Source organism: Pantoea sp. Morm (assembly GCF_016643525.1).
In the GTDB taxonomy this organism is placed as follows: domain Bacteria; phylum Pseudomonadota; class Gammaproteobacteria; order Enterobacterales; family Enterobacteriaceae; genus Pantoea; species Pantoea dispersa.
In genome coordinates this window covers 98,512-119,253 of sequence record NZ_VOQX01000006.1, presented here as the reverse complement: position 1 = coordinate 119,253, position 20,742 = coordinate 98,512, and the positions used below count along the sequence as shown (strand labels likewise).

The following is a 20,742-nucleotide window of genomic DNA, read 5'->3' as shown; positions in this document are numbered from 1 at the left end:
TGCCGTGCGGCTCGACACCTTCCCCACCGAGCCGAAGCAGCAGGTGTTTTACATTGGCACCAACGACCCGGCGACGCTCGGCGAGCTGCGTCGCCACATGCTGGCGGAGTTTACCCATTTACCGGTCGCCGGTGAGTACATGCACCGCGATATTTTCGACATCGCCGAAGTCTACGGCAAAGACACCTTTGTGATGATTGATAAACTCGGCACCGATAAGATGCCGCTGTTTTTCACCCTCAAAGGCCGGGTTGATGCCTGGCTCAGCAAGCTGAGCTTCGTTAAGCCGCACCTGACCGATCGCCTGCTGCAACGCATCAGCCGCTGGTTTCCGGCGCACCTGCCGAAGCGCCTGAAGCAGTATCGCGACAAATACGAGCACCACCTGATGCTCAAGATGTCTGGCGACGGCGTGGCCGAAGCGCAGGCGTATCTGCAGGAGTATTTCCGCGAAGGCGGCGGTGAGTTCTTTGCCTGTGATGCCAAAGAGGGCGCGCACGCTTTTCTGCATCGTTTTGCCGCAGCCGGTGCCGCCGTGCGTTATCACGCGGTGCACGCTGACGAAGTGGAAGATATTCTGGCGCTGGACATTGCGCTGCGCCGCAACGATCAGGAGTGGTTTGAGCGCCTGCCGCCGGAGTTTGATAACGATCTGATTCATCGCCTCTACTACGGCCACTTCTTCTGCCACGTGTTCCATCAGGATTACATTGTGAAGAAAGGCGTAGATGCCCATGCGCTGAAGGAGAAGATGCTGGCGATCCTCGCGGCGCGCGGCGCGGAGTATCCGGCAGAGCATAACGTTGGCCATCTGTATGCGGCCAAACCGCAGCTGCAGGCGTTTTACCGCCAGCTCGATCCGACCAATACCTTTAACCCGGGCATCGGGAAAACCAGTAAGCAAAAAGGCTGGGCGGTGAAAGCCTGAAGGGATTAACGCTGTCCCGGTGGCCATAAATGGCCACCCTACAACCGTCGGGTCGGCATTGATGCCGCCCCCGAATTCACCATCACGTTCCACAAGCGTGTAGGGTCGGCATTCATGCCGACCTGGATTCACCACCGCGTGCGATTATGACCCAAACCGTTGTCACGGTAATGGATCGGATTGCTCCTGTGCCGTCGCCGGCAGCGCGCGGCGTTCGATAATCATGGTCTGCGGCGTAGACAGCACGATGCCCTCTTTGCGCAGGCGCGTCAGGATATCAAACAGCAGATCGCTTTTCGCACCGGAAATCTGGCGCTGGCTGGCGACGTTGCCGGTCACGCTCAGCACAATGCCGGCCGGCGTCAAATCTTTAAACGAAACCGACGGCTCCGGCGTTTCGAGAATACGCTCGTTCTCGCGATACACGTCCAGCAACAGTTCGCGCACCTGCACCGGATCGATATCCAGCGGGAAGGTCAGCTGAATCGTCACCACGCCCTGCGCATTGCCCATGGTGGCGTTGCGCACGTTCTGCGAAATCAGCTGCGAGTTCGGCACGATCACCGTGGATTTATCGCCCAGCTGAATCTCAGTCGCACGCACGTTAATACGGCGAATATCCCCTTCGATGCCACTGATGCTCACCAGATCGCCGACCTTCACCGGACGCTCGGTCAGCAGGATCAGACCGGAGATAAAGTTCTTCACAATCTCCTGTAAGCCGAAACCGATCCCCACCGACAGGGCGCTGACGATCCACGCCAGCTTGTTCCACTGCAGCCCCATAATCGACAGCGTCAGCAGGATAATCAGCACGTAGCCGATATTGCTGAACAGCGTCACCAGCGACACGCGCATGCCGATATCCATGGTGGTCTTCGGCAGGAACTCTTTGTCCAGCCAGCGCCGCACCGAGCGCAGCACGTAGATACCCACCACCAGACACAGAATGGCGTTCACCATGTGCGCCGGCACAATGTTGAGCGACTCCAGCCCTTTGCCACCCCAGAACTCAATGACTTTCTGGATCAGCTCAATCGGCGTGGACGAGGCAAACGTGCCGTTGAGCAGCGCCAGCGCGACAAACGCCACCAGCAGGGTTTTCCCCACGGCGCTGAGCAGCGTTGCGGCCTGCTGCAGGTAGCGCTCGTCAATATTCAGTGAGGTCTGCAACCGCTTGCCGGTCGCGTTGTTGGTGGAGAACAGGCTTTCACAACCGTCGTTGATCAGATGACTGAGGAAGTAGAACGAGCCAAACAGGATGCCGCACCAGATCACTTCATAGCTGAGGAAGCGCGCCAGCGTGACGTAGCCGACAATAAGCGAAACCAGAATCGCCACGGCGGTAACCGTCAGCGCCAGCTGCACCAGGCCGACGATGGTGGGACGCGCTTCCGGCGGATTGCCGGCCTGCGCCATGCGACGACGCACGCGATTGGTGCGCATGCTGATCGCCAGCCCGGTGCTGCCAATCAGCAGCGCCGTCAGGCCGTTAGCAAAAATGGTGGTGTTCAGGCTGGTGCCGACCGTGTAGTTAAACGACTCGGCGGTCTGGAAGATAAACACCAGCGCGGCGGTAATCGGCGGGAACGGCTTCAGCGCCAGCGCCACTTCACTGGAGATGCTCGGCAGACGCCAGCTCGGGCGGCGCGTTGACAGAAATGCGCGGCCGAGACCGGCGATCAGTCCGCAGTAAACGCTGAGCTGCACCAGACGGCTGATAAAATCCTGCACGTCGCTGGATACTTCATCGCGGCGCACAAACGCCAGCGAGAGAAAGTTAAAGGTCAGCACCACGGCCGCCAGCGTAGTCAGCGCAATCGCCGCGGCGAGGAAGCTGCGTCGCAGCCGCCCTTCCGGCAGTTTGTGAATGCTGACCCACGCCAGAAACTCTTCGCTGTAACGCCGGCCCAGCGTCATCACCAGCAGCGCCGCCAGCAGCCAGCCGACCGTGCCCACGCGCCAGCCCGGCTCCCACGACAGCGCGGCGGTATCCTGCAGCTCGCTGATAAAGTCGCCAATTTTTTCGCCATCCAGGTCCTGACGGCTGAACAGCGGTGACCAGAAGCGTGGCCCTAAAATACTGCCGGAGTTGAGCGCCAGCTGGCTTTTCAGCTGATCGCGCCGCAGGTTGACGATCTGCGAGGACAGCACCAGCGCCCCGTTTTTGATGCCGTCGGCCTGCTTGATCTGATCATCCAGTTTGCCCTTCTGATTCTCCAGCGCGGCGCGTTTGCGCGTCACTTCCGGCGTCTCTTTCACGCCGCTGTCCGCCTTCGGCGCCGGGCCGAGCACCGCCAGCTGCGCATCCAGCTGCTGACGCTGCGGAATCAGCGCCTGGCCGAGGGTTTCCGCATTACCTGACAGCTCCAGCGCCATCTCATTGAGCTGGTTGAGCTGGTTTTCATTGGTATCGCCAGACACCTGGCCCTTAATTTTGTCGAGGATTTTCTGCATCTTCGGCAGTTCTACCGCCGGATTGACCTTCGGTGCCGCGTCTTCTTCCTGCTGCGCGGGCGCGGCGTTGTCATCCGCATAGCTGAGCGCCGGCGTGAATAACACCAGTAGCAGCAGGAACGGGGTAAACAGAGAACGAAACTTGAACATATGAGTGAGATTCCAGCGCAATAACAGCCTATAAACGCAAGGTTGACCGTGAATGGTCGCCAGTGTAGGACTTTGCCGTCAGGGAAACTATAGGAATGGTGGCGTAAAACATTGGTGCTAACGATAAGAAATTTTGTTCATTTATGCGCCGTTGACCGTCAGTCACGCGCCACCACAACACACGGCGCACTCCTTTGCGCCGCTACGCTGAGTAACGGGTTGCGTTACTCCTCGTCCGCACTGCTGGCAAGCTGCGACGCTTTCTGCTTTTTGTACGCCAGCGCGGCCGCCGGCACCGGCGCCGCCTTGCCGGTTTCCAGCCAGTCGCGCAGGCGGTTGGCATCGGCAAAGTGGGTATATTTGCCAAACGCATCCAGCACCACCAGCGCCACCGGGCGGTTATTAATCATGGTACGCATTATCAGGCAGTGACCGGCCTCGTCGGTGTAACCGGTTTTGGTCAGTTGTATGCGCCAGTCATTTTTGTACACCAGGTGGTTAGTATTGCGGAACGGCAGCGCGTAGCTGGGGTGTTTAAACACCGCCGTCTCCTCTTTGGTGGTGCTCAGCTGACCAATCAGCGGATACTGGCGCGTGGCCCTGAGCAGCTTCACCAGATCTTCCGCACTGGAGACGTTATGCAGCGACAAACCGGTCGGCTCTACGTAGTGGGTGTGCGTCATGCCGAGCGCGCGCGCTTTGGCGTTCATGGCGCGGATAAAGGCGTCGTAACCGCCGGGATAGTGATGCGCCAGGCTGGCCGCCGCGCGGTTTTCCGAGGACATCAGCGCCAGCAGCAGCATGTTGCGGCGGCTGATTTCACTGTTGAGCTTCACGCGCGAGAATACGCCGCGCATTTCGGGCGTCTGGCTGATATCCACAGACAGCATTTCGTCCATCGGCAGCCGGGCATCCAGCACCACCATCGCAGTCATCACTTTGGTGATCGACGCGATAGGCCGCACCCGATCCGGATGGCTGGAAAACAGCACTTTGTTATTATCGAGATCGACAATCAGCGCGCTGCCGGAGGCGATTTGCGGCTGGGCAATCGGCGCCAGATCGGCCAGTTTTGCTGCGGCGGCGAGCGCCGGAGTCATCGCAGCTGGCGCGGCGACAAACAGCGCCAGCGACAGCAAAGAAATACGCATTTTTACAGACATCGTGTCAAAAAAATCCGGTGAGGAGGTTTGCGCTGTGTCGAAACACAGGCCGCCGGCGTCAGGCCTGATGCGACGCGGGCTGGCTGCGCTATCATACGCGCTCGTCTGCGAAATTTCTTAGGGAGATTGTTTCCGGGCGTTAAAAAAGGCGGGCATGACAGACACTGCCAGGCGCAGCGGGATCAGTCAGGTCGCCATGGCTGACGACCTGACCCCTATCACGGTCAGAACAAGCGTGGTCCGTAACCCCACAGAATCACCGTCAGCGCCAGCAGCACCTCGAACACCAGCACGCCAATCGCCAGCGTCGAGCCGGAGAAGCGCAGGCTCTCTTCACGGTCAATGTTGAGGAATACCGGGATGCCGACGTACAGCAGATAGCCGGTGTACATCAGCGCTAACGCTCCGGCCAGTACGCACAGCCACACCAGCGGATAGAGCGCCACCAGCCCGCTGATGAACAGCGGCGTTGCCACATAGCCGGCAAACACGGTGCAGCGCTGGATGCTGGGACGCTGCGGATAGTCGCGCGCCATCCAGTGAATGACGCGGCCCATTACCGCCACACCGCCTAAGATGATCAGGTAAAACAGAATGCCGAGACCAATACCGGTCAGCATGTTGAGTTGCACGAACTGCCCTTCGCCCAGGTTCCAGCCCAATTGCGTGGTGCCGATAAAGGCGCAGATCACCGGGATCGCCGCCATCAGCAGAACGTGATGGGTGTAGTGGTGCGAAACGCTCTCGTTTTCCTGCTTGATATCACGCATCTCCTGATTGGGATGCGCCAGAAGACCCCAGACATGATTCATACAATCACTCCTCTGATGCGACGGGCTGCCCCAGCGATCAGGCTGTCCAATGCAGGCAGCTTCAGTTCAAGTATAATCGGCGCGGCTGTTTTTGCGGCCAGCGGCACAAAAAAAGCCGCAGCCAGCTAGACTGTTAGCTGTATCGCTTACCCAGGGAGGAGCAATTGCATATCGATATCAATGGATTAATCACCCAGTACGGTTACCTGGCGCTGCTGATTGGCTGCATTGCCGAAGGGGAAACCTTTACCCTGCTGGGCGGCGTCGCGGCGCACGAGGGCCTGCTGCATTTCAGCGGCGTGGTGCTGGCGGCGATGGGCGGCGGCATTATTGGCGATCAGCTGCTGTTCTGGCTTGGCCGCCGCTATGGCACGCGCATTCTGCGGCGCTTCCGCAAACATCAGGACACCATTAAAAAAGCTAACCGGCTGATTCAGAAGCACCCCAGCCTGTTTGTGATTGGCGTGCGCTTCATGTACGGCTTTCGCCTGATTGGACCGATTATTATTGGCACCAGCCGTCTTAAGCCGCTGCGCTTTTTCGTGCTTAACGTCATTGGCGCCGCGCTGTGGGCGCTGATTTTTGTCACCCTCGGCTACTTCGCCGGTGAAATTATTACGCCGTGGCTGCACAAGCTTGATCAGCACCTCAAGCACTTCATCTGGCTGGCGGCGGCAATTGTGTTCGGCATCGTGCTGCGCTTTGTGATTCGCCGCTGGAACCGCCGCCGCGCCGGTTAACTGTGATAACCCTTGAACTGCGGGTTGGCCAGCATGAAGCCGCCGTCGACCACGAATGACTGCCCGGTGGTGTAAGTGGCCCATTCCGAGCACAGCCACGCCACCAGACTGGCGATTTCGCGCGTATCGCCAGGGCGGCCAATCGGGATTTCCGGCATGCGCCGGCTGTGCGCCTCGCTGTTGCTCATGTCATTCATCGGCGTGGCGATGGCGCCCGGCGCCACGGCATTCACCAGAATGTGATGCGGCAGCAGGCTCAGCGCCATCGATTTGGTCAGCCCGCCAAGCGCATGTTTGGCTGCGGTATAGGCAGCGGCGTCCGGCAGCGGCGTATGCTCATGCACCGAAGTGATGTTGATGATGCGCCCGCCGTCGCCCTGATCCACCATATGACGCGCGGCAATCTGCCCGCAGACAAAGGCGCCGTCTACGTCAACGGTAAAGACTTTGCGCCAGTCCTCAAAGGTCACATCGAGAAAATCGGCTTTGGTCATCACGCCGGCATTGTTCACCAGCACATCGATGCGGCCCAGCGAGTTGATCAGCTGCGCCAGCTGCTGCCCGCCAGCCTGCGGATCGGACAGATCGAGCTGCCGCACCTGGGCCAGCTGGCCTTTGCTCTCCACCAGCCGCGCGGTCTCCTGCGCGCCCTCTTCATCCGAGCGCCAGGTAATGCCGACGGTGTAGCCGGCCTCAGCCAGCATCACGGCGCAGCTGCGTCCAATCCCCGAATCTGAAGCGGTCACTACGGCGACTTTCTGTTTGCCCAGTGTCATAACGTTCTCCTGCCTGATGGGTGTCTTCACAGTATAGAAGTTATCGTTCTGTGCCACGTCGCAGCCGATTCTGCCGTTTCGTCTATAGTTAACAATCGGATAGCGTTCAGGAGGCAGGATGAGCAAGATTAAACGCAGAATTGACGATCACGGCGTCATCGGTGATTTACGCACCTGTGCCCTGATCGCGAACGACGGCACCATTGATTATCTTTGCTGGCCCGAACTCGACAGCCCCTCCGTGTTTGCCGCCCTGCTCGACAGCGACGAAGCCGGCCTGTTTTCGCTGGCACCGCAGTGGCAAAACGCGCGCCAGCAGCAGCTCTACCTGCCCGATACCAACATTCTGCAAACCCGCTGGCTTGATGAGGCCGGCGTGGCGGAAATTACCGATTACATGCCGATCTGCGATGAGCGCAGCAAAGTGCCGCGCCTGGTGCGGCGGGTAAAAATGATCCGCGGCACCGCCACCTTTGATCTGCGCTGCGCGCCGCGCCACGACTATGCCCGTGCCGAAACGCGCACGGAGACGCGCCCCGGCGGTATCGCCTTTGTCGCCGAAGGCCAGCCGTCGCTGCGCCTGAGCGCCACGGTGGTGATGACGCGCGAACCGGACAGCGCGGTGGCGCAGTTTACCCTGCAGGCCGGTGAGCACGCCGAATTTGTGTTTGGCAACGATGACGATCCGCAGGTGCAGCATATCGCGACCGAGCGCTGCTTTCGCGATACCGTGGATTACTGGCGGCGCTGGAGCAGCCACAGCTCTTATCGCGGTCGCTGGCGCGAGATGGTGACGCGCTCGGCGCTGGCGCTCAAGCTGCTCACCTCGCACCAGCACGGCTCGATTGCGGCTGCCGCCACCTTTGGCCTGCCGGAAGAGCTGGGCGGCGAGCGTAACTGGGATTACCGCGCCTCGTGGATCCGCGATGCCTCGTTCAGCATGTACGCGCTGATGCGGCTCGGCTATGTGGAAGAAGCGCGTGACTTCACCCATTGGGTCGGCCGCTGCGTTGAGCACAGCCACGACGATACGCCGCATTTGCAGGTGATGTACCGCCTCGACAGCGGCACCGAGCTGCACGAGACCGAACTGCTCAACCTCTCCGGTTACGCCAACTCGCGCCCGGTGCGCATCGGCAATGATGCCTGGCGCCAGACGCAGCTGGATATTTATGGCGAGCTGATGGATGCGGTCTACCTTGCGAACAAATACGGCGAAGCTATCTCGCAGCGCGGCTGGCGCCATGTGTCCAGCATGATTGACTACGTCTGCGTTAACTGGAACCAGCCGGACGCCGGTATCTGGGAGATGCGCGGCGAGCCGGAGCACTTTCTGCATTCGCGCCTGATGTGCTGGGTGGCGCTGGACCGCGCACTGCGGCTGGGTATGAAGCGTTCGCTGCCGATGCCGTACGATCGCTGGGATCGGGTGCGCAGTGAGATCCGCGACGACATCTGGCAGAACTTCTGGAACGATGAACTCGGCCACTTCACCGCCACGCGCGGCGGTAAATACCTGGATGCGTCGATGCTGCTGATGCCGCTGGTGCGCTTTGTCAGCTCGACCGATCCGGAGTGGATCGCCACGCTGGATGCCATTAAAACCCATCTGGTGAGCGACGGTTTAGTGCGGCGTTATAACATCAGTGAGACGCCCGCCGATGCGCTGACCGGTGGCGAGGGCGCGTTTGCCGCCTGTTCGTTCTGGTATGTGGAGTGTCTGGCGCGCGCCGGGCGGGTGCATGAGGCGCACTTCGAGTTTGAAAAGCTGCTGAGCTACGCCAATCCGCTGGGATTGTACGCCGAGGAGTTTACCTCGCACGGCAACGCGCTGGGCAACATGCCGCAGGCGCTGACCCATCTGGCGTTGATCAGTGCCGCGTTTTTCCTCAACCGTAAACTGAGCGGCGAAGTGACGCTGTGGCAACCGTAAGAAAATTCACATTTTGGGCGGCGTGGCAAAGAGAATAGTCTGTGAAACGCCGCGTTTTGCGTAAAGTATCTTCAACCAGCGAAAATCCTGATTCCCATCATTGCGCCTATGCACATATAATGCGCAGCGGGTTATTCTGACCCTGATGGGTTCGACACACTGACAAGCCATGAAAATGGCCATAACGACTTGTAAAAACATGAAAAAAAGCATTCGCGCGTTCGCTTCACTCGCCCTCGTACTGGCGGCGTTCAGCCAGTCGGCCTTTGCAGTCGTCTATCCGCTGCCTCCAGCGAATAGCCGCCTGATTGGCGAAAATATTGAAATCACCGTGCCAGACGACAGCAAACTGCCGCTGGAAGCGTTTGCGGCGCAGTACCAGATGGGCCTCAGCAACATGCTGGAAGCCAATCCGGGCGTGGACGTTTACCTGCCGAAAGCAGGCACTAAAATGGTGATCCCGCAGCAGCTGATTCTGCCTGACGCACCGCGTGAAGGCATCGTGATCAACAGCGCCGAGATGCGTCTGTATTACTACCCGAAAGGCACCAAAACTGTCGTGGTGCTGCCGATCGGTATCGGCGAGCTGGGTAAAGATACGCCGGTTAACTGGACCACCGCGGTTGAGCGCAAGAAGAATGGTCCAACCTGGACGCCAACCAAAGCGATGCACGCAGAGTACGCGGCGCGCGGCGAGAGCATCCCGGCTGTGTTCCCGGCAGGTCCGGATAACCCGATGGGCCTGTACGCGCTGTACATTGGCCGTCTGTATGCGATTCACGGCACCAACGCCAACTTTGGTATCGGCCTGCGCGTGAGCCACGGCTGCGTGCGTCTGCGTGCGGACGACATCAAATGGCTGTTCGACAACGTGCCGGTCGGTACGCGCGTGCAGTTCATTGACCAGCCGGTAAAAGCCACCGTTGAGCCAGACGGTTCGCGCTACATCGAGGTTCACAACCCGCTGTCGACCACCGAAGAGCAGTTCAACTCACGTGAACTGGTGCCAATCAGCCTGACGTCCGCTGTGACCAAAGTGGTGGCCGATGCCAGCACCAATCAGGATGCCGTGAACAATGCTATCCAGGCACGTACCGGTATGCCGACCAAAATCAACGGTCAGCCGGGCGAAGCCCAGCCTGCGCCGGTGATGGTACAGGAGTCTTCTGACGCGATGCCGAAAGAAGAGCCGATGACGCCGCAGGGTGCCACCGCCGTCGCGCCGCAGGCCGATGTGCAGCAGCCCGCTGAAGCCGCTCCGGTTGAGCAGGCCGCGCCGGCACAGCCTGCCAGCAACGGCAACAGCCTGTAAGGGTTCGCTGTCGATGATCAAGCCAGCCGCAGGGCTGGCTTTTTTATTGCCCGATCGCCGGGATCATTACCATTGTGCGATTGTGTCGCGGCGCAGTTGCGCACTCAATCGTGCGGTCGGCGTAACGCCAGCCAGCCCGCCACCAGAGTAAACACCAGCACCACCAGCACCAACAGCAGAAAGCCGTGCGGATTGTTCGCCAGCGGAATGCCGCCCACGTTCATGCCAAAAAAACCGGCTACGATATTGATGGGCAGCGCCAGCACGGTGATTGAGGTGAGCAAAAACAGCGTTCGGTTGCTCTGCTCCATCAGGCGGGCAGCGATCTCCTCCTGCAGCAGGCGAATGCGCTCCATCAGGCTGGCGAGATCGTTAAGCGCTACGCTGAACTCCTCGGTGAAAATCCGCAGCTCACTGAGCGGCTCCCGGTTGAGCCAGTTTGGCGGCCGGTTAAGCAGGCGAAACAGCGCGGCCGGCTCCGGCGCCAGCAGCCGCTGGACGCGCAGCAGCATGCGGCGCAGATGGCCCAGCTCGCTGCGGTTGGCTTTGATCGCCGCGCTCAGCAGCCGCTCTTCTATCGCATCCACCGCCTGGCTGGAGCGCCGCACCACCTGCTCCAGCTGCGCTTCCTGTTCGCCGAGCAGCCACAGCAGCATCGCATCCGGCGCGCTGAAGCACAGCCGATCAATCTGCTGATGCATACGTTCAATCATGCCAACCGGGCGATAGCGCGCGCTGACCATCACCTGCGGCCGGCACCAGATCCACAACGTCGCATTTTGTGTGTTGCGCTCCTCTTTACTAAAGGTGACGTCATTCAGCACCGCCAGCAGCGCATCGTTTTGCTGCGCCAGCCGGGTGCGCGGCGAGGCCGAATGAATCTCATCGAAAAAATCGTCATCTACGCTGAAGTGGTCCTGAACCCAGCGCTCGGCGCGGGCATGATTCAGGTTAATGTGCAGCCAGAGAAAGCAGCCGTCGTGTAAGGTGTGCCGCGCCAGCTGCGCGGCCTCGCGGGCGTTGAGCCGCTGTGGCGGCGCATCCGGGTTGAACAGGTAACCGTGAATCAGTCCGGCGACTTCGTTATTGAAGTCGGGCAGCGAGGCAAGCGGCAGGACAGGCTGGAGCATAGCGGCGTGAAGATCCCAGAGCGGTCAGATCCACAGCCTGCGACAGGCCTGTTACAGCATGATGACAGCCCGCGCTGGCATCATCATTCTGTCATACAAAACCCGTATCACACTGCAGTTAACGGGTGCCATTCGTGCATCGTTAATTCACCCCGGGGGGTGTGTTATGGCTGAAAACAGTTTCCCTGCATCATCGTCCGACCGCGGACGGCCCAATCTGCACCCGCGCAGCGGTCGCGCGTCGCGCGTGCTCTTTCTGCTGCTGCTGGTGGCCGGGCTGCTCTTTACCGGCATCAACCTGTTTAACGACGTAGAAGAGACCGGCGCGGTCGTCACCAGTTATACGCCGTTCCTGCTGCTCGGCGTGGCGCTGCTGATTGCGCTCGGCTTCGAGTTTGTTAACGGCTTCCACGATACCGCCAACGCCGTCGCCACGGTGATCTACACTCACTCACTGTCGCCGGGCGTGGCGGTGGTGTGGTCCGGCTTGTGTAATTTCCTTGGCGTACTGCTCTCCAGCGGCGTGGTGGCGTTTGGCATTATTTCGCTGCTGCCGGTGGAGCTGATTCTGCAGGCGGGCAGCGGTCACGGTTTCGCCATGGTGTATGCGCTGCTGTGCTCGGCGATTGTCTGGAACCTTGGCACCTGGTATTTCGGCCTGCCCTCTTCCTCTTCGCACACGCTGATCGGCTCGATTATTGGCGTGGGCGTGGCGAATGCGCTGCTGCACGGCCGCAGCGGCACCAGCGGCGTCGACTGGGATCAGGCGGTTAAAGTCGGTTACGCCCTGCTGCTGTCGCCGGTGATAGGCTTCATCTGCGCCGCCGTGCTGCTGCTGGCCATGAAGGCATTGGTGCGCAATCGCCAGCTGTATCAGGCGCCGGAAGGCAATCAGCCGCCGCCAGCGTGGATTCGTGGCCTGCTGATCCTCACCTGTACCGGCGTTTCGTTTGCCCACGGCTCGAACGACGGTCAGAAAGGCATGGGGCTGATTATGCTGATCCTGGTTGGCACCATGCCGATCGCCTATGCGCTCAACCGCTCGCTGCCGCCGGAGCAAATTCCGCGCGTGGCGGCGTTAACCCAGGTGACCGAACAGCAGTTGCTGACGCTGCAGCCACCGCCCGCCGCAATGCCGGCAGCGCGTGAGGTGCTGACGGAATATGTACGCACCAGCCAGAACCGGCCGCAGGTGCTGCCGGCGCTCGGTATGATGCTCGGCGATATCGGCGAACAGATTCGCCAGTACGGTTCGGTAGAAAATATTCCGGCGCAGGCGGTCACCAATACGCGAAACGATATGTATCTCGCCTCGGAGACCATCAAGCATCTGCAATCGGCCAACGTCGCGCTGCCGGAAGAGACGGCGCGCAACCTGACGGCGGTGAAGCACGAGCTGGACGCGGCCACGCGCTTTATCCCGATGTGGGTCAAAGTGGTGGTGGCGATTGCGCTGGGTCTCGGCACCATGGTCGGCTGGCGCCGGATTGTGGTTACGGTGGGTGAGCGCATCGGCAAAACCCATCTCACCTATGCGCAGGGTGCCAGTGCGGAGCTGGTGGCGATGGCTACTATCGGTGCGGCCGATGCCTTTGGTTTACCGGTGTCGACCACCCATGTGCTGTCGTCCGGCGTGGCCGGTACCATGGTGGCCAACCGATCCGGCCTGCAGCTCGCCACCCTGCGTAATCTGGCGCTGGCGTGGGTGCTGACGCTGCCGGTATCGGTGCTGCTGTCAGGGCTGCTGTATGCGCTGTTTATTCATCTGGCCTGATAGGCTCTGAAGACTGCTGGTGCAGGCGCAGCGTAATCAGGAACGCGCCCAGCACCATCAGTGCTGCCGCCAGATACACCGACTGCATCCCCCAGTGGCCGATTAACAGCCCCGCCACGGGTCCGGTCAACCCCAGCCCCAAATCGAGAAACGCCGAATAGGTACCGAGCGCCGATCCCTGATCCTGCTGCTGTACCCGCTTCACCGCTTCCACGCCCAGCGCCGGGAACACCAGCGAGAAACCGCCGCCGGTGAGGAAGGCGCCAATATCCACCAGCCAGCTGCTGTCCGCCTGCCAGATCAGCAGCAGACCGGCGCCCTCCAGCACGAACGAGATCAGCGAGACCTGCAGCCCGCCGAAGCGCGTGATATAGCGCCCGCACGCCAGCCGCACCAGCACGAAGCCGAGGCTGAACAGCGTCAGCGCGAACGCCGCGCCGCTCCAGTCGCGACTGGCGAAATAAAGGGTAATGAAGGTGGAGATCACGCCAAAGCCGATGGTGCCAAATCCCAGCGCCAGGCCAAACAGCCAGACGCGGCTGACCACGCGATGAAACGGAATGCGCACGCCGGCGCTGACGCTGACTGCCGGTTTGCCCGAGGCCATCCAGAAGCCGATCGCCCCCATCAGCGCGACCAGACCGGCAAAGCCGCTGATGCCAAAAATCTGATTCAGCAGCACGCCCAGCGGCGCACCAATCGCCATGGCAAAGTAAGTCGCCACGCCGTTCCACGAAATGACCCGCGCAGTTTGTCGCGGGCCGACAATATTCATGCCCCACAGCGTCGAGCCGGTACTGCTGAAGCTTTCCCCGACGCCGAGAAACAGCCGCCCCAGCGCCAGCAGCGTCAGGCTCAGCAGCGGCGCACCGCTGCACAGCGCGGCAATGATCGACAGCACGCCGCTCATGCCGCAGCACACCAGCCCCATCATCACCACGCGTTTCGGGCCGTAGCGATCGGCCAGCCGGCCAGAGTGCGGTCGACTGAGCAGCGTAGCGAAATATTGCAGACTGATGATCAGCCCGGCGATAAACGAGCTGAAGCCCAGCTGGTTATGCACAAACCCCGGCAGCACCGCCAGCGGCAACCCGACGGACAGGTAGCAAAAGAAGGTGAAAACGATGACGGAGAGGATGCGTTTATTTAACTGAGCATTACTCAGTACAGCGGCGTCAGACATGGAAGATGGCGTCAGAAACGTGGTGAAAGCGAAGGTTCACTATACCGGTTAGCAGACTAAGGATCGCGGCTTTTTTTGTTATAAAACATGGCGGCAGCGCACGCTTTCACCGGGTGATCGCTGGCTTGCCCGTTAACGCGGCGGACCTGACGGTTCAGGTACCACCGCTCAGGTTCAGATGCAGGACACCTGGGCCATGCGTGCGGCATGGCGTTCGATGGCGCTGGCGATCTCGGCGGAGACACGCAGCGTGCGGATCTCGCTGAACAGGCCGTCGGCCTCATGGTAGGCTTTGCGCAGATAGCCCAGCCATTGCTTGATGCGCGCAACGTGGTAGTTGCCGGTATCACCCTGCTTTTCCAGCTGGGTGTAGCGCAGCAGCAGCTCAACCACCTGCGACCACGGCATCGGGGCTTCGTTGTACTTCACCACGCGCCCCAGGTTAGGCACATTGAGCGCGCCGCGCCCGAGCATGACCGCGTCGCAGCCGGTAATGCGCAGGCAATCCTGCGCATCCTGCCAGTTCCAGATTTCGCCGTTGGCGATCACCGGGATCGTCAGACGCTGGCGAATCTCACCAATCGCCTGCCAGTTGATGCTCTCTGCACGATAGCCGTCCTCTTTGGTCCGGCCATGCACCACCAGCTCGCTGGCACCGGCCTGCTGCACCGCATCGGCGATCTCGAAACGCCGCGCACCCGAATCCCAGCCGAGCCGCACTTTCACCGTGACCGGCAGATGAGCGGGCACCGCCTCGCGCATCGCTCTGGCACCGCGATAGATCAGCTCCGGATCTTTCAGCAGCGTCGCACCGCCGCCGCTGCCGTTCACCAGCTTCGACGGGCAGCCGCAGTTAAGGTCAACGCCCCACGAACCCAGCTCCACCGCGCGTGCGGCGTTTTCTGCCAGCCACTCTGGATACTGGCCCAGCAGCTGCATGCGCACGCGCGTGCCGGAGGGCGTCCGGCTGTGATGGTGCAGCTCCGGACACAAACGGTAGAAGGATTTTACCGGCAGCAGCTGATCGACCACGCGTAAAAACTCAGTGACGCACAGGTCATAGTCATTCACGCCGGAGAGCAGTTCACGTACCAGCGAATCCAGTACGCCTTCCATGGGCGCCAGTAAAACCCGCATACCGTTACGCGTTCCCGTTGCTCTTCGCTGCCGGACGACGTGAGCGCGCCGGTTTACCCGCGTTGCCTGCCGCCGGGCCGTTATTGCCCGGACGACGCGGTGCACGCGCCTCGCCCTGTGGACGCGCGCCGCCGTTACCGGCGCTGGCACGCTGACCATTGCCGCCGCTGCGGCTGCGCGGTGCGTCAGCACCCTGCCCCGGCGCGCGGCCCTGGCCACGTCCACGCGGCTGCTGCTGACGGCCATTCTGAATCGGCTCCGCCTTGATGCTCGGATCCGGCTCAAAGCCCGGCAGCGCAATGCGCGGAATTTCCCGCTTCAGCAGGCGCTCGATATCACGCAGCAGCTTGTGCTCGTCAACGCACACCAGCGACAGCGCAGCACCGGTGGCCGCGGCACGACCGGTACGGCCAATGCGGTGCACGTAATCTTCCGCCACGTTCGGCAGCTCGTAGTTGACCACGTGCGGCAGCTCTTCGATATCCAGACCGCGCGCGGCAATATCCGTCGCCACCAGCACGCGAATGCCGCCGGTTTTGAAGTCGGCCAGCGCACGGGTACGCGCACCCTGGCTCTTGTTGCCGTGGATCGCGGCGGCCGTGATGCCATCTTTATTGAGCTGCTCAGCGAGGTGGTTAGCACCGTGCTTGGTGCGGGTGAACACCAGCACCTGCTGCCAGTTGTCGCGACCAATCATCAGCGACAGCAGTTCCCGTTTGCGCTTCTTATCGACAAAATGCACCTGCTGCGACACCTGCTCGGAAGCGGTGTTGCGGCGTGCCACTTCTACCTGTTCCGGGTTGGTGAGCAGTTTTTCCGCCAGCGCTTTGATCTCGTCCGAGAAGGTGGCAGAGAACAGCAGGTTCTGCCGTTTGGCCGGCAGTTTTGCCAGCACGCGGCGAATGTCGTGGATGAAGCCCATGTCGAGCATGCGATCCGCTTCGTCCAGCACCAGGATTTCCACTTGTGACAGATCGACCGCGTTCTGGTGCGCCAGATCGAGCAGACGCCCCGGCGTGGCGATCAGTACATCGACGCCGCCGCGCAGTTTCATCATCTGCGGATTAATGCTAACGCCGCCGAACACCACCAGCGAACGCATGTTGAGGTACTGGCTGTATTCACGTACGTTTTCACCAACCTGCGCCGCCAGTTCACGGGTTGGCGTGAGGATCAGCGCACGTACCGGACGGCGACCGCGCGCCGCTGCCGGTTTTTCTGACAGACGCTGCAGCAGCGGCAGCGTGAAACCGGCAGTTTTACCCGTGCCGGTCTGGGCGCTCGCCAGCAGGTCACGACCGGCCAGCACCACGGGAATCGCCTGACGCTGGATTGGCGTCGGTTCACGGTAGCCCTGTTCTGCTACCGCACGCAAAATATCGGCATTCAAGCCGAGAGAGTCAAAAGACATGCAGGTGTATTACTCCGAACCGCCCTGATCGCGCTGCGCGATGTAGTTTTCAGGGGGGATATGACGCAGCCTCGAGGCCTGCGTGTGAAAAGGGCACAAACTACCATGCGTAAGAGCGGCAGTGTAGCAGCTTTCCGCAAGAACCGCGACCAGCAAAACGTGAGGGCGATGGGCCGCTGCGCGGTAGCGCATAAAAAAGGAGCCGCAGTGGGCTCCTCTTTTCTTGCTGGCACGTCCGCTTAGCTGCGTTTTTTCTGCACGCGCTGCGGTGGCTCTTTGGCCAGCAGCGACACCAGCGCCGGGCCAACCAGCATTACCACGCCCAGACAACCAATCAGCAGATTGTTGTGGATGAAGCGTGAAATCAGGAACAGCGTCAGCATCGCCGCGCCGAAGTAGTATGTCGTCGTCACTTCTTCCAGAGAGTCACCAAAGCGGCGCAAACGGGCACTACGCTGCAGGGCCAGCATGGTGATGAACACCAGCGCATAAGCTGCCACCAGGGTACTGCTCACTTCGACCAGTGCCTTATGTTTCCAGCCCCACACCAGCGCCGCGATCACCAGCAGGTGGGTCGCAATATGCAGGCAGGTTTGACCGGTAACAATCTGAACACGATTAGACCATTTCATTCTCTTCTCCTGGCAGACCCAACAGGTCGCCCAAGTGTATCTGACCGCAGCCAGACGGATTTCCTCAATGTAAAGCAAATTTCGGATAACACCCTAATTTTCTGTCTCCAGCACCACCCATTTGTGACAAAGACTACACTTTGTTCTGTTGATGATGAAAAGGAGCGCGTCGCAGTATGCCACAAAACACGCAAGGATCTTCATTTAAAGTCCTGACGATCAATACCCATAAGGGGTTCACCAGCTTTAACCGTCGCTTTATCCTGCCGGAACTGCGCGACGCAGTGCGCGCGACCTCGGCGGATATCGTCTTTTTACAGGAGGTGATGGGCACGCACGCCATCCACTCCGCTCACATTGAAAACTGGCCGGAAAATTCGCACTACGAATATCTTGCCGACACCATGTGGCACGATTTCGCTTACGGCCGCAACGCGGTCTATCCCGAGGGCCATCACGGCAATGCGATATTGTCACGCTTTCCGATCACCGAATACCAAAACCGCGATATTTCTGTCGCCGGCAGTGAGAAACGCGGCATGTTGCACTGCCAGATCAGCCTGCCGGATCGGCCGGAACCGATTCACACCTTGTGTGTGCACCTCGGCCTGAAAGAGAAGCACCGTCTGGCGCAGATGCGCATGATGTGTGAACTGATTGAGTCGCTGCCACCGGATGCGCCCCTGGTGGTGGCCGGCGATTTTAATGACTGGCAGGTACGCGCTAATCGATTCTTACAGCGCGGAGCCGGTCTGCAGGAGGTGTTTAGCATGAAAAACGGTCGCCCGGCGCGCACCTTCCCGGCGCGCTTTCCGCTGCTGCGTCTCGATCGCATCTATATCCGAAATGCGTCGGTGAGCCAGCCGTGGGCGCTACCGGTGAAACCCTGGTCACATCTGTCCGATCATGCCCCGCTGGCCGTGGAGATCTTTCTATGAATTTCAGCTGGCGCGAAGGTAACCAGCTGCGGCTGCTGGAAAATGGCGATCAATTCTTTCCGCGCGTCTCCGGTGCGATCCAGCGTGCCCAGCGTACGCTGCTGCTGGAGACGTTTATCCTGTTTGAAGATGAGGTCGGTAAGGCGCTGCACCGCAATCTGCTGGCCGCCGCGCAGCGCGGTGTTAAGGTGGAAGTGATGGTGGATGGCTACGGCTCGCCGGATCTTTCCACCCAGTACATTAACAGCCTGACCGAAGCAGGCGTGCGCTTTATCTATTACGATCCGCGCCCGCTGGTGATGGGCATGCGCACCAACGTGTTCCGCCGTCTGCATCGCAAAATTGTGGTGATTGATGAGGAGATTGCGTTTGTCGGCGGTATCAATTTCTCCGCCGAGCACAACACCGATTACGGGCCGGAAGCCAAGCAGGATTACGCCGTGGAGGTGAAAGGGCCGGTGGTGCTGGACATCGCACGCTATGTACAGCAGGCGATCGGCAGCGAACAGGTGACGCGCCGCTGGTGGGGCGCGCGCTCCCAGCGCCTGGCGGTGAACGCCCTGCCCGGTGATGCGCAGGTGCTGTTTGTCTACCGCGATAACGATGAGCACCGCGATGACATCGAACAGCACTATCTCGATATGCTGCGCAAGGCGAAGCAGGATGTGATTATCGCCAACGCCTACTTCTTCCCCGGCTATCGCCTGTTGCGGGAAATGCGCAGCGCGGCCCAGCGCGGTGTGCGCGTGCGGCTGATTGTGCAGGGTGAACCGGACATGCCGATTGTCAAAGTCGGCGCCGAGCTGCTGTACAACTATCTGGTGGATGCTGGCGTTGAAGTGTACGAATACTGCCGTCGCCCGCTGCATGGCAAAGTGGCGGTGCAGGATCAGCAGTGGTCAACGGTCGGTTCCAGCAACCTCGACCCGCTCAGCCTGTCGCTGAATCTCGAAGCCAACCTGATCATTCACGACCACGCCTTCAACCAGACGCTGCGCGATAACCTTGAGCAGCTGCTGGCTGCGGACTGCGTGCGCGTCGATGAAGACAAGCTGCCGCCGCGCACCTGGTGGCAGCTGACCAAGAGCGTCATCGTGTTCCATTTCCTGCGCCATTTCCCGGCCATCGCCGGCTGGCTGCCTGCCCATACGCCCCATTTGTCTCAGGTCGATCCGCCGGTGCAGCCGGAAATGGAAACCCAGGACCGGGTTGAAGCCGATAACGAAGGAGCGAAACCCTGATGAGCAAAAAGAACCCGCGCTGGCAGTTAGCGAAAAAAATCCTTACCTGGCTGTTCTTCATTGCGGTGATCGTGCTGCTGGTGGTTTACGCACGCAAGGTGAACTGGGAGGACGTGTACAAGGTCATCGTCGGCTATAACCGCTACGTGGTGCTGAGCGCCGCCGCGTTAGTGGTGGTGAGCTACCTCACCTACGGTCTGTACGATTTGATTGGCCGCGCCTACTGCGGGCATAAGCTGGCGAAACGTCAGGTGATGCTGGTGTCATTCATCTGTTACGCCTTTAACCTGACGCTGAGCACCTGGGTGGGCGGTGTGGCGATGCGCTATCGCCTCTATTCGCGCCTCGGCCTGCCCGGCGGCACCATCACGCGCATCTTTTCACTGAGTATTGCCACCAACTGGCTGGGCTACATTTTGCTTGGCGGCGTAGTGTTTGTCGCCGGCATGGTGCCGATTCCGCCCGGCTGGTTCATCGGCGAAGGCACACTACGGGTGATTGGTGCGGTCCTGCTGGCGATGGTGGCGGTTTATCTGTGGGCCTGTGCTTTCGCGAAGAAGCGCCGCTGGACGGTGAAGGGCCAGCATCTGCAACTGCCCTCGCTGCGCATGGCGCTGTTTCAGTTTGCCGTTTCCTGCGCCAACTGGATGGTGATGGGCACCATTATCTGGCTGCTGCTGGCGCGTGAAGTGGATTATCCCATCGTGCTGGGCGTGCTGTTAATCAGCAGTATTGCCGGGGTGATTATTCATATTCCGGCGGGCATTGGCGTGCTGGAAGCGGTGTTCCTCGCGCTGCTCAGCGGCCAGCATGCTTCGCACGGTGAGATTATCGCCGCGCTGCTGGCTTATCGCGTGCTCTATTTTATTCTGCCGCTGCTGCTGGCACTGGTGCTGTATCTGTGGCTGGAGAGCCGCGCGAAGCATTTACGGCAGAAGAATGAGCGCAAGATGGCGGCGCGATAAGGCGTGCCAGGTGGAGGATGAAGAACGCGTAATACATTGCGCCGCTGCGGAGAAGGTGAA

At 60.4% G+C, this 20,742-nt stretch carries 17 protein-coding genes; 8 read left to right on the top strand and 9 right to left on the bottom strand.

Annotated elements, in window-relative coordinates:
• Positions 1 to 928, top strand: a 928-nt coding sequence (gene dld, locus FT726_RS04015) for a D-lactate dehydrogenase (RefSeq protein WP_346302418.1), incomplete at its 5' end; no start/stop codon positions are given.
• Between the two features lie 162 nt (positions 929 to 1,090).
• Here the strand turns inward: dld and FT726_RS04010 are convergent.
• The 3 genes from FT726_RS04010 to FT726_RS04000 all read right to left on the bottom strand — a co-directional run bounded on the left by FT726_RS04010 (position 1,091) and on the right by FT726_RS04000 (position 5,510).
• Positions 1,091 to 3,535, bottom strand: a complete 2,445-nt coding sequence (locus FT726_RS04010; RefSeq protein WP_211726281.1) for a DUF3772 domain-containing protein — start codon at positions 3,533 to 3,535, stop codon at positions 1,091 to 1,093.
• Positions 3,536 to 3,759: 224 nt separating this feature from the next.
• On the bottom strand, positions 3,760 to 4,698 hold the full coding sequence (pbpG, locus tag FT726_RS04005) for a D-alanyl-D-alanine endopeptidase (RefSeq protein WP_346302417.1): 939 nt from the start codon (positions 4,696 to 4,698) through the stop codon (positions 3,760 to 3,762).
• A gap of 224 nt (positions 4,699 to 4,922) precedes the next feature.
• The gene (locus FT726_RS04000; protein WP_021508475.1) at positions 4,923 to 5,510 is read right to left on the bottom strand and encodes a Yip1 family protein; all 588 of its coding nucleotides are present in this window, start codon (positions 5,508 to 5,510) and stop codon (positions 4,923 to 4,925) included.
• A 164-nt stretch (positions 5,511 to 5,674) separates the two neighbouring features.
• Here FT726_RS04000 and FT726_RS03995 point away from each other — a divergent pair, with 164 nt between their 5' ends.
• A complete protein-coding gene (locus tag FT726_RS03995; RefSeq protein WP_021508476.1) occupies positions 5,675 to 6,250 on the top strand; it encodes a DedA family protein in 576 nt (191 codons plus the stop codon).
• Here the strand turns inward: FT726_RS03995 and FT726_RS03990 are convergent.
• A complete protein-coding gene (locus FT726_RS03990) occupies positions 6,247 to 7,026 on the bottom strand; it encodes an SDR family oxidoreductase (protein WP_058757839.1) in 780 nt (259 codons plus the stop codon). The two genes, FT726_RS03995 and FT726_RS03990, sit on opposite strands and share 4 nt — an antisense overlap.
• A gap of 118 nt (positions 7,027 to 7,144) precedes the next feature.
• On the opposite strand from FT726_RS03990, the gene FT726_RS03985 reads away from it, so the two are divergent.
• Positions 7,145 to 8,959 (top strand): glycoside hydrolase family 15 protein, encoded by a 1,815-nt coding sequence (locus FT726_RS03985; protein WP_021508478.1) that lies wholly within the window; start codon positions 7,145 to 7,147, stop codon positions 8,957 to 8,959.
• Positions 8,960 to 9,158: 199 nt separating this feature from the next.
• Positions 9,159 to 10,271, top strand: coding sequence for a L,D-transpeptidase family protein (locus FT726_RS03980; RefSeq protein ID WP_058757840.1), 1,113 nt, complete (start codon positions 9,159 to 9,161; stop codon positions 10,269 to 10,271).
• 104 nt (positions 10,272 to 10,375) lie between these two features.
• Here the strand turns inward: FT726_RS03980 and FT726_RS03975 are convergent, their stop codons facing one another.
• Positions 10,376 to 11,401: a transporter gene (locus FT726_RS03975; RefSeq protein ID WP_346302416.1), complete on the bottom strand. Its 1,026-nt coding sequence runs from the start codon at positions 11,399 to 11,401 to the stop codon at positions 10,376 to 10,378.
• Positions 11,402 to 11,567: 166 nt separating this feature from the next.
• Here FT726_RS03975 and FT726_RS03970 point away from each other — a divergent pair, with 166 nt between their 5' ends.
• Entirely contained in the window at positions 11,568 to 13,175 is a 1,608-nt protein-coding gene (locus FT726_RS03970) for an inorganic phosphate transporter (protein WP_264248970.1), read from the top strand.
• Here FT726_RS03970 and FT726_RS03965 read toward each other — a convergent pair.
• The 4 genes from FT726_RS03965 to FT726_RS03950 form a co-directional block, all read right to left on the bottom strand.
• A complete protein-coding gene (locus tag FT726_RS03965) occupies positions 13,159 to 14,358 on the bottom strand; it encodes an MFS transporter (protein ID WP_021508482.1) in 1,200 nt (399 codons plus the stop codon). The genes FT726_RS03970 and FT726_RS03965 overlap by 17 nt on opposite strands.
• Before the next feature lie 174 nt (positions 14,359 to 14,532).
• Positions 14,533 to 15,495: a tRNA dihydrouridine(16) synthase DusC gene (gene dusC / locus FT726_RS03960; protein WP_031279875.1), complete on the bottom strand. Its 963-nt coding sequence runs from the start codon at positions 15,493 to 15,495 to the stop codon at positions 14,533 to 14,535.
• A gap of 4 nt (positions 15,496 to 15,499) precedes the next feature.
• Positions 15,500 to 16,906 carry an ATP-dependent RNA helicase RhlE gene (gene rhlE / locus FT726_RS03955; protein ID WP_021508484.1) on the bottom strand — a complete coding sequence of 469 codons (1,407 nt, stop codon included), beginning with the start codon at positions 16,904 to 16,906 and terminating at the stop codon, positions 15,500 to 15,502.
• Positions 16,907 to 17,145: 239 nt separating this feature from the next.
• Positions 17,146 to 17,538, bottom strand: a complete 393-nt coding sequence (locus FT726_RS03950; RefSeq protein ID WP_021508485.1) for a YbhQ family protein — start codon at positions 17,536 to 17,538, stop codon at positions 17,146 to 17,148.
• 176 nt (positions 17,539 to 17,714) lie between these two features.
• Between FT726_RS03950 and FT726_RS03945 the strand changes: the two genes are divergently transcribed.
• From FT726_RS03945 to FT726_RS03935, 3 genes are read left to right on the top strand one after another with little or no spacing between them, the layout of a single operon-like run.
• Positions 17,715 to 18,476 (top strand): endonuclease/exonuclease/phosphatase family protein, encoded by a 762-nt coding sequence (locus FT726_RS03945; RefSeq protein WP_021508486.1) that lies wholly within the window; start codon positions 17,715 to 17,717, stop codon positions 18,474 to 18,476.
• A complete protein-coding gene (gene clsB / locus FT726_RS03940) occupies positions 18,473 to 19,717 on the top strand; it encodes a cardiolipin synthase ClsB (RefSeq protein WP_150058422.1) in 1,245 nt (414 codons plus the stop codon). The genes FT726_RS03945 and clsB overlap by 4 nt, the downstream gene beginning before the upstream one ends.
• Positions 19,717 to 20,682: a lysylphosphatidylglycerol synthase domain-containing protein gene (locus FT726_RS03935; RefSeq protein WP_021508488.1), complete on the top strand. Its 966-nt coding sequence runs from the start codon at positions 19,717 to 19,719 to the stop codon at positions 20,680 to 20,682. The genes clsB and FT726_RS03935 overlap by 1 nt, the downstream gene beginning before the upstream one ends.
• Positions 20,683 to 20,742: the final 60 nt, after the last annotated feature.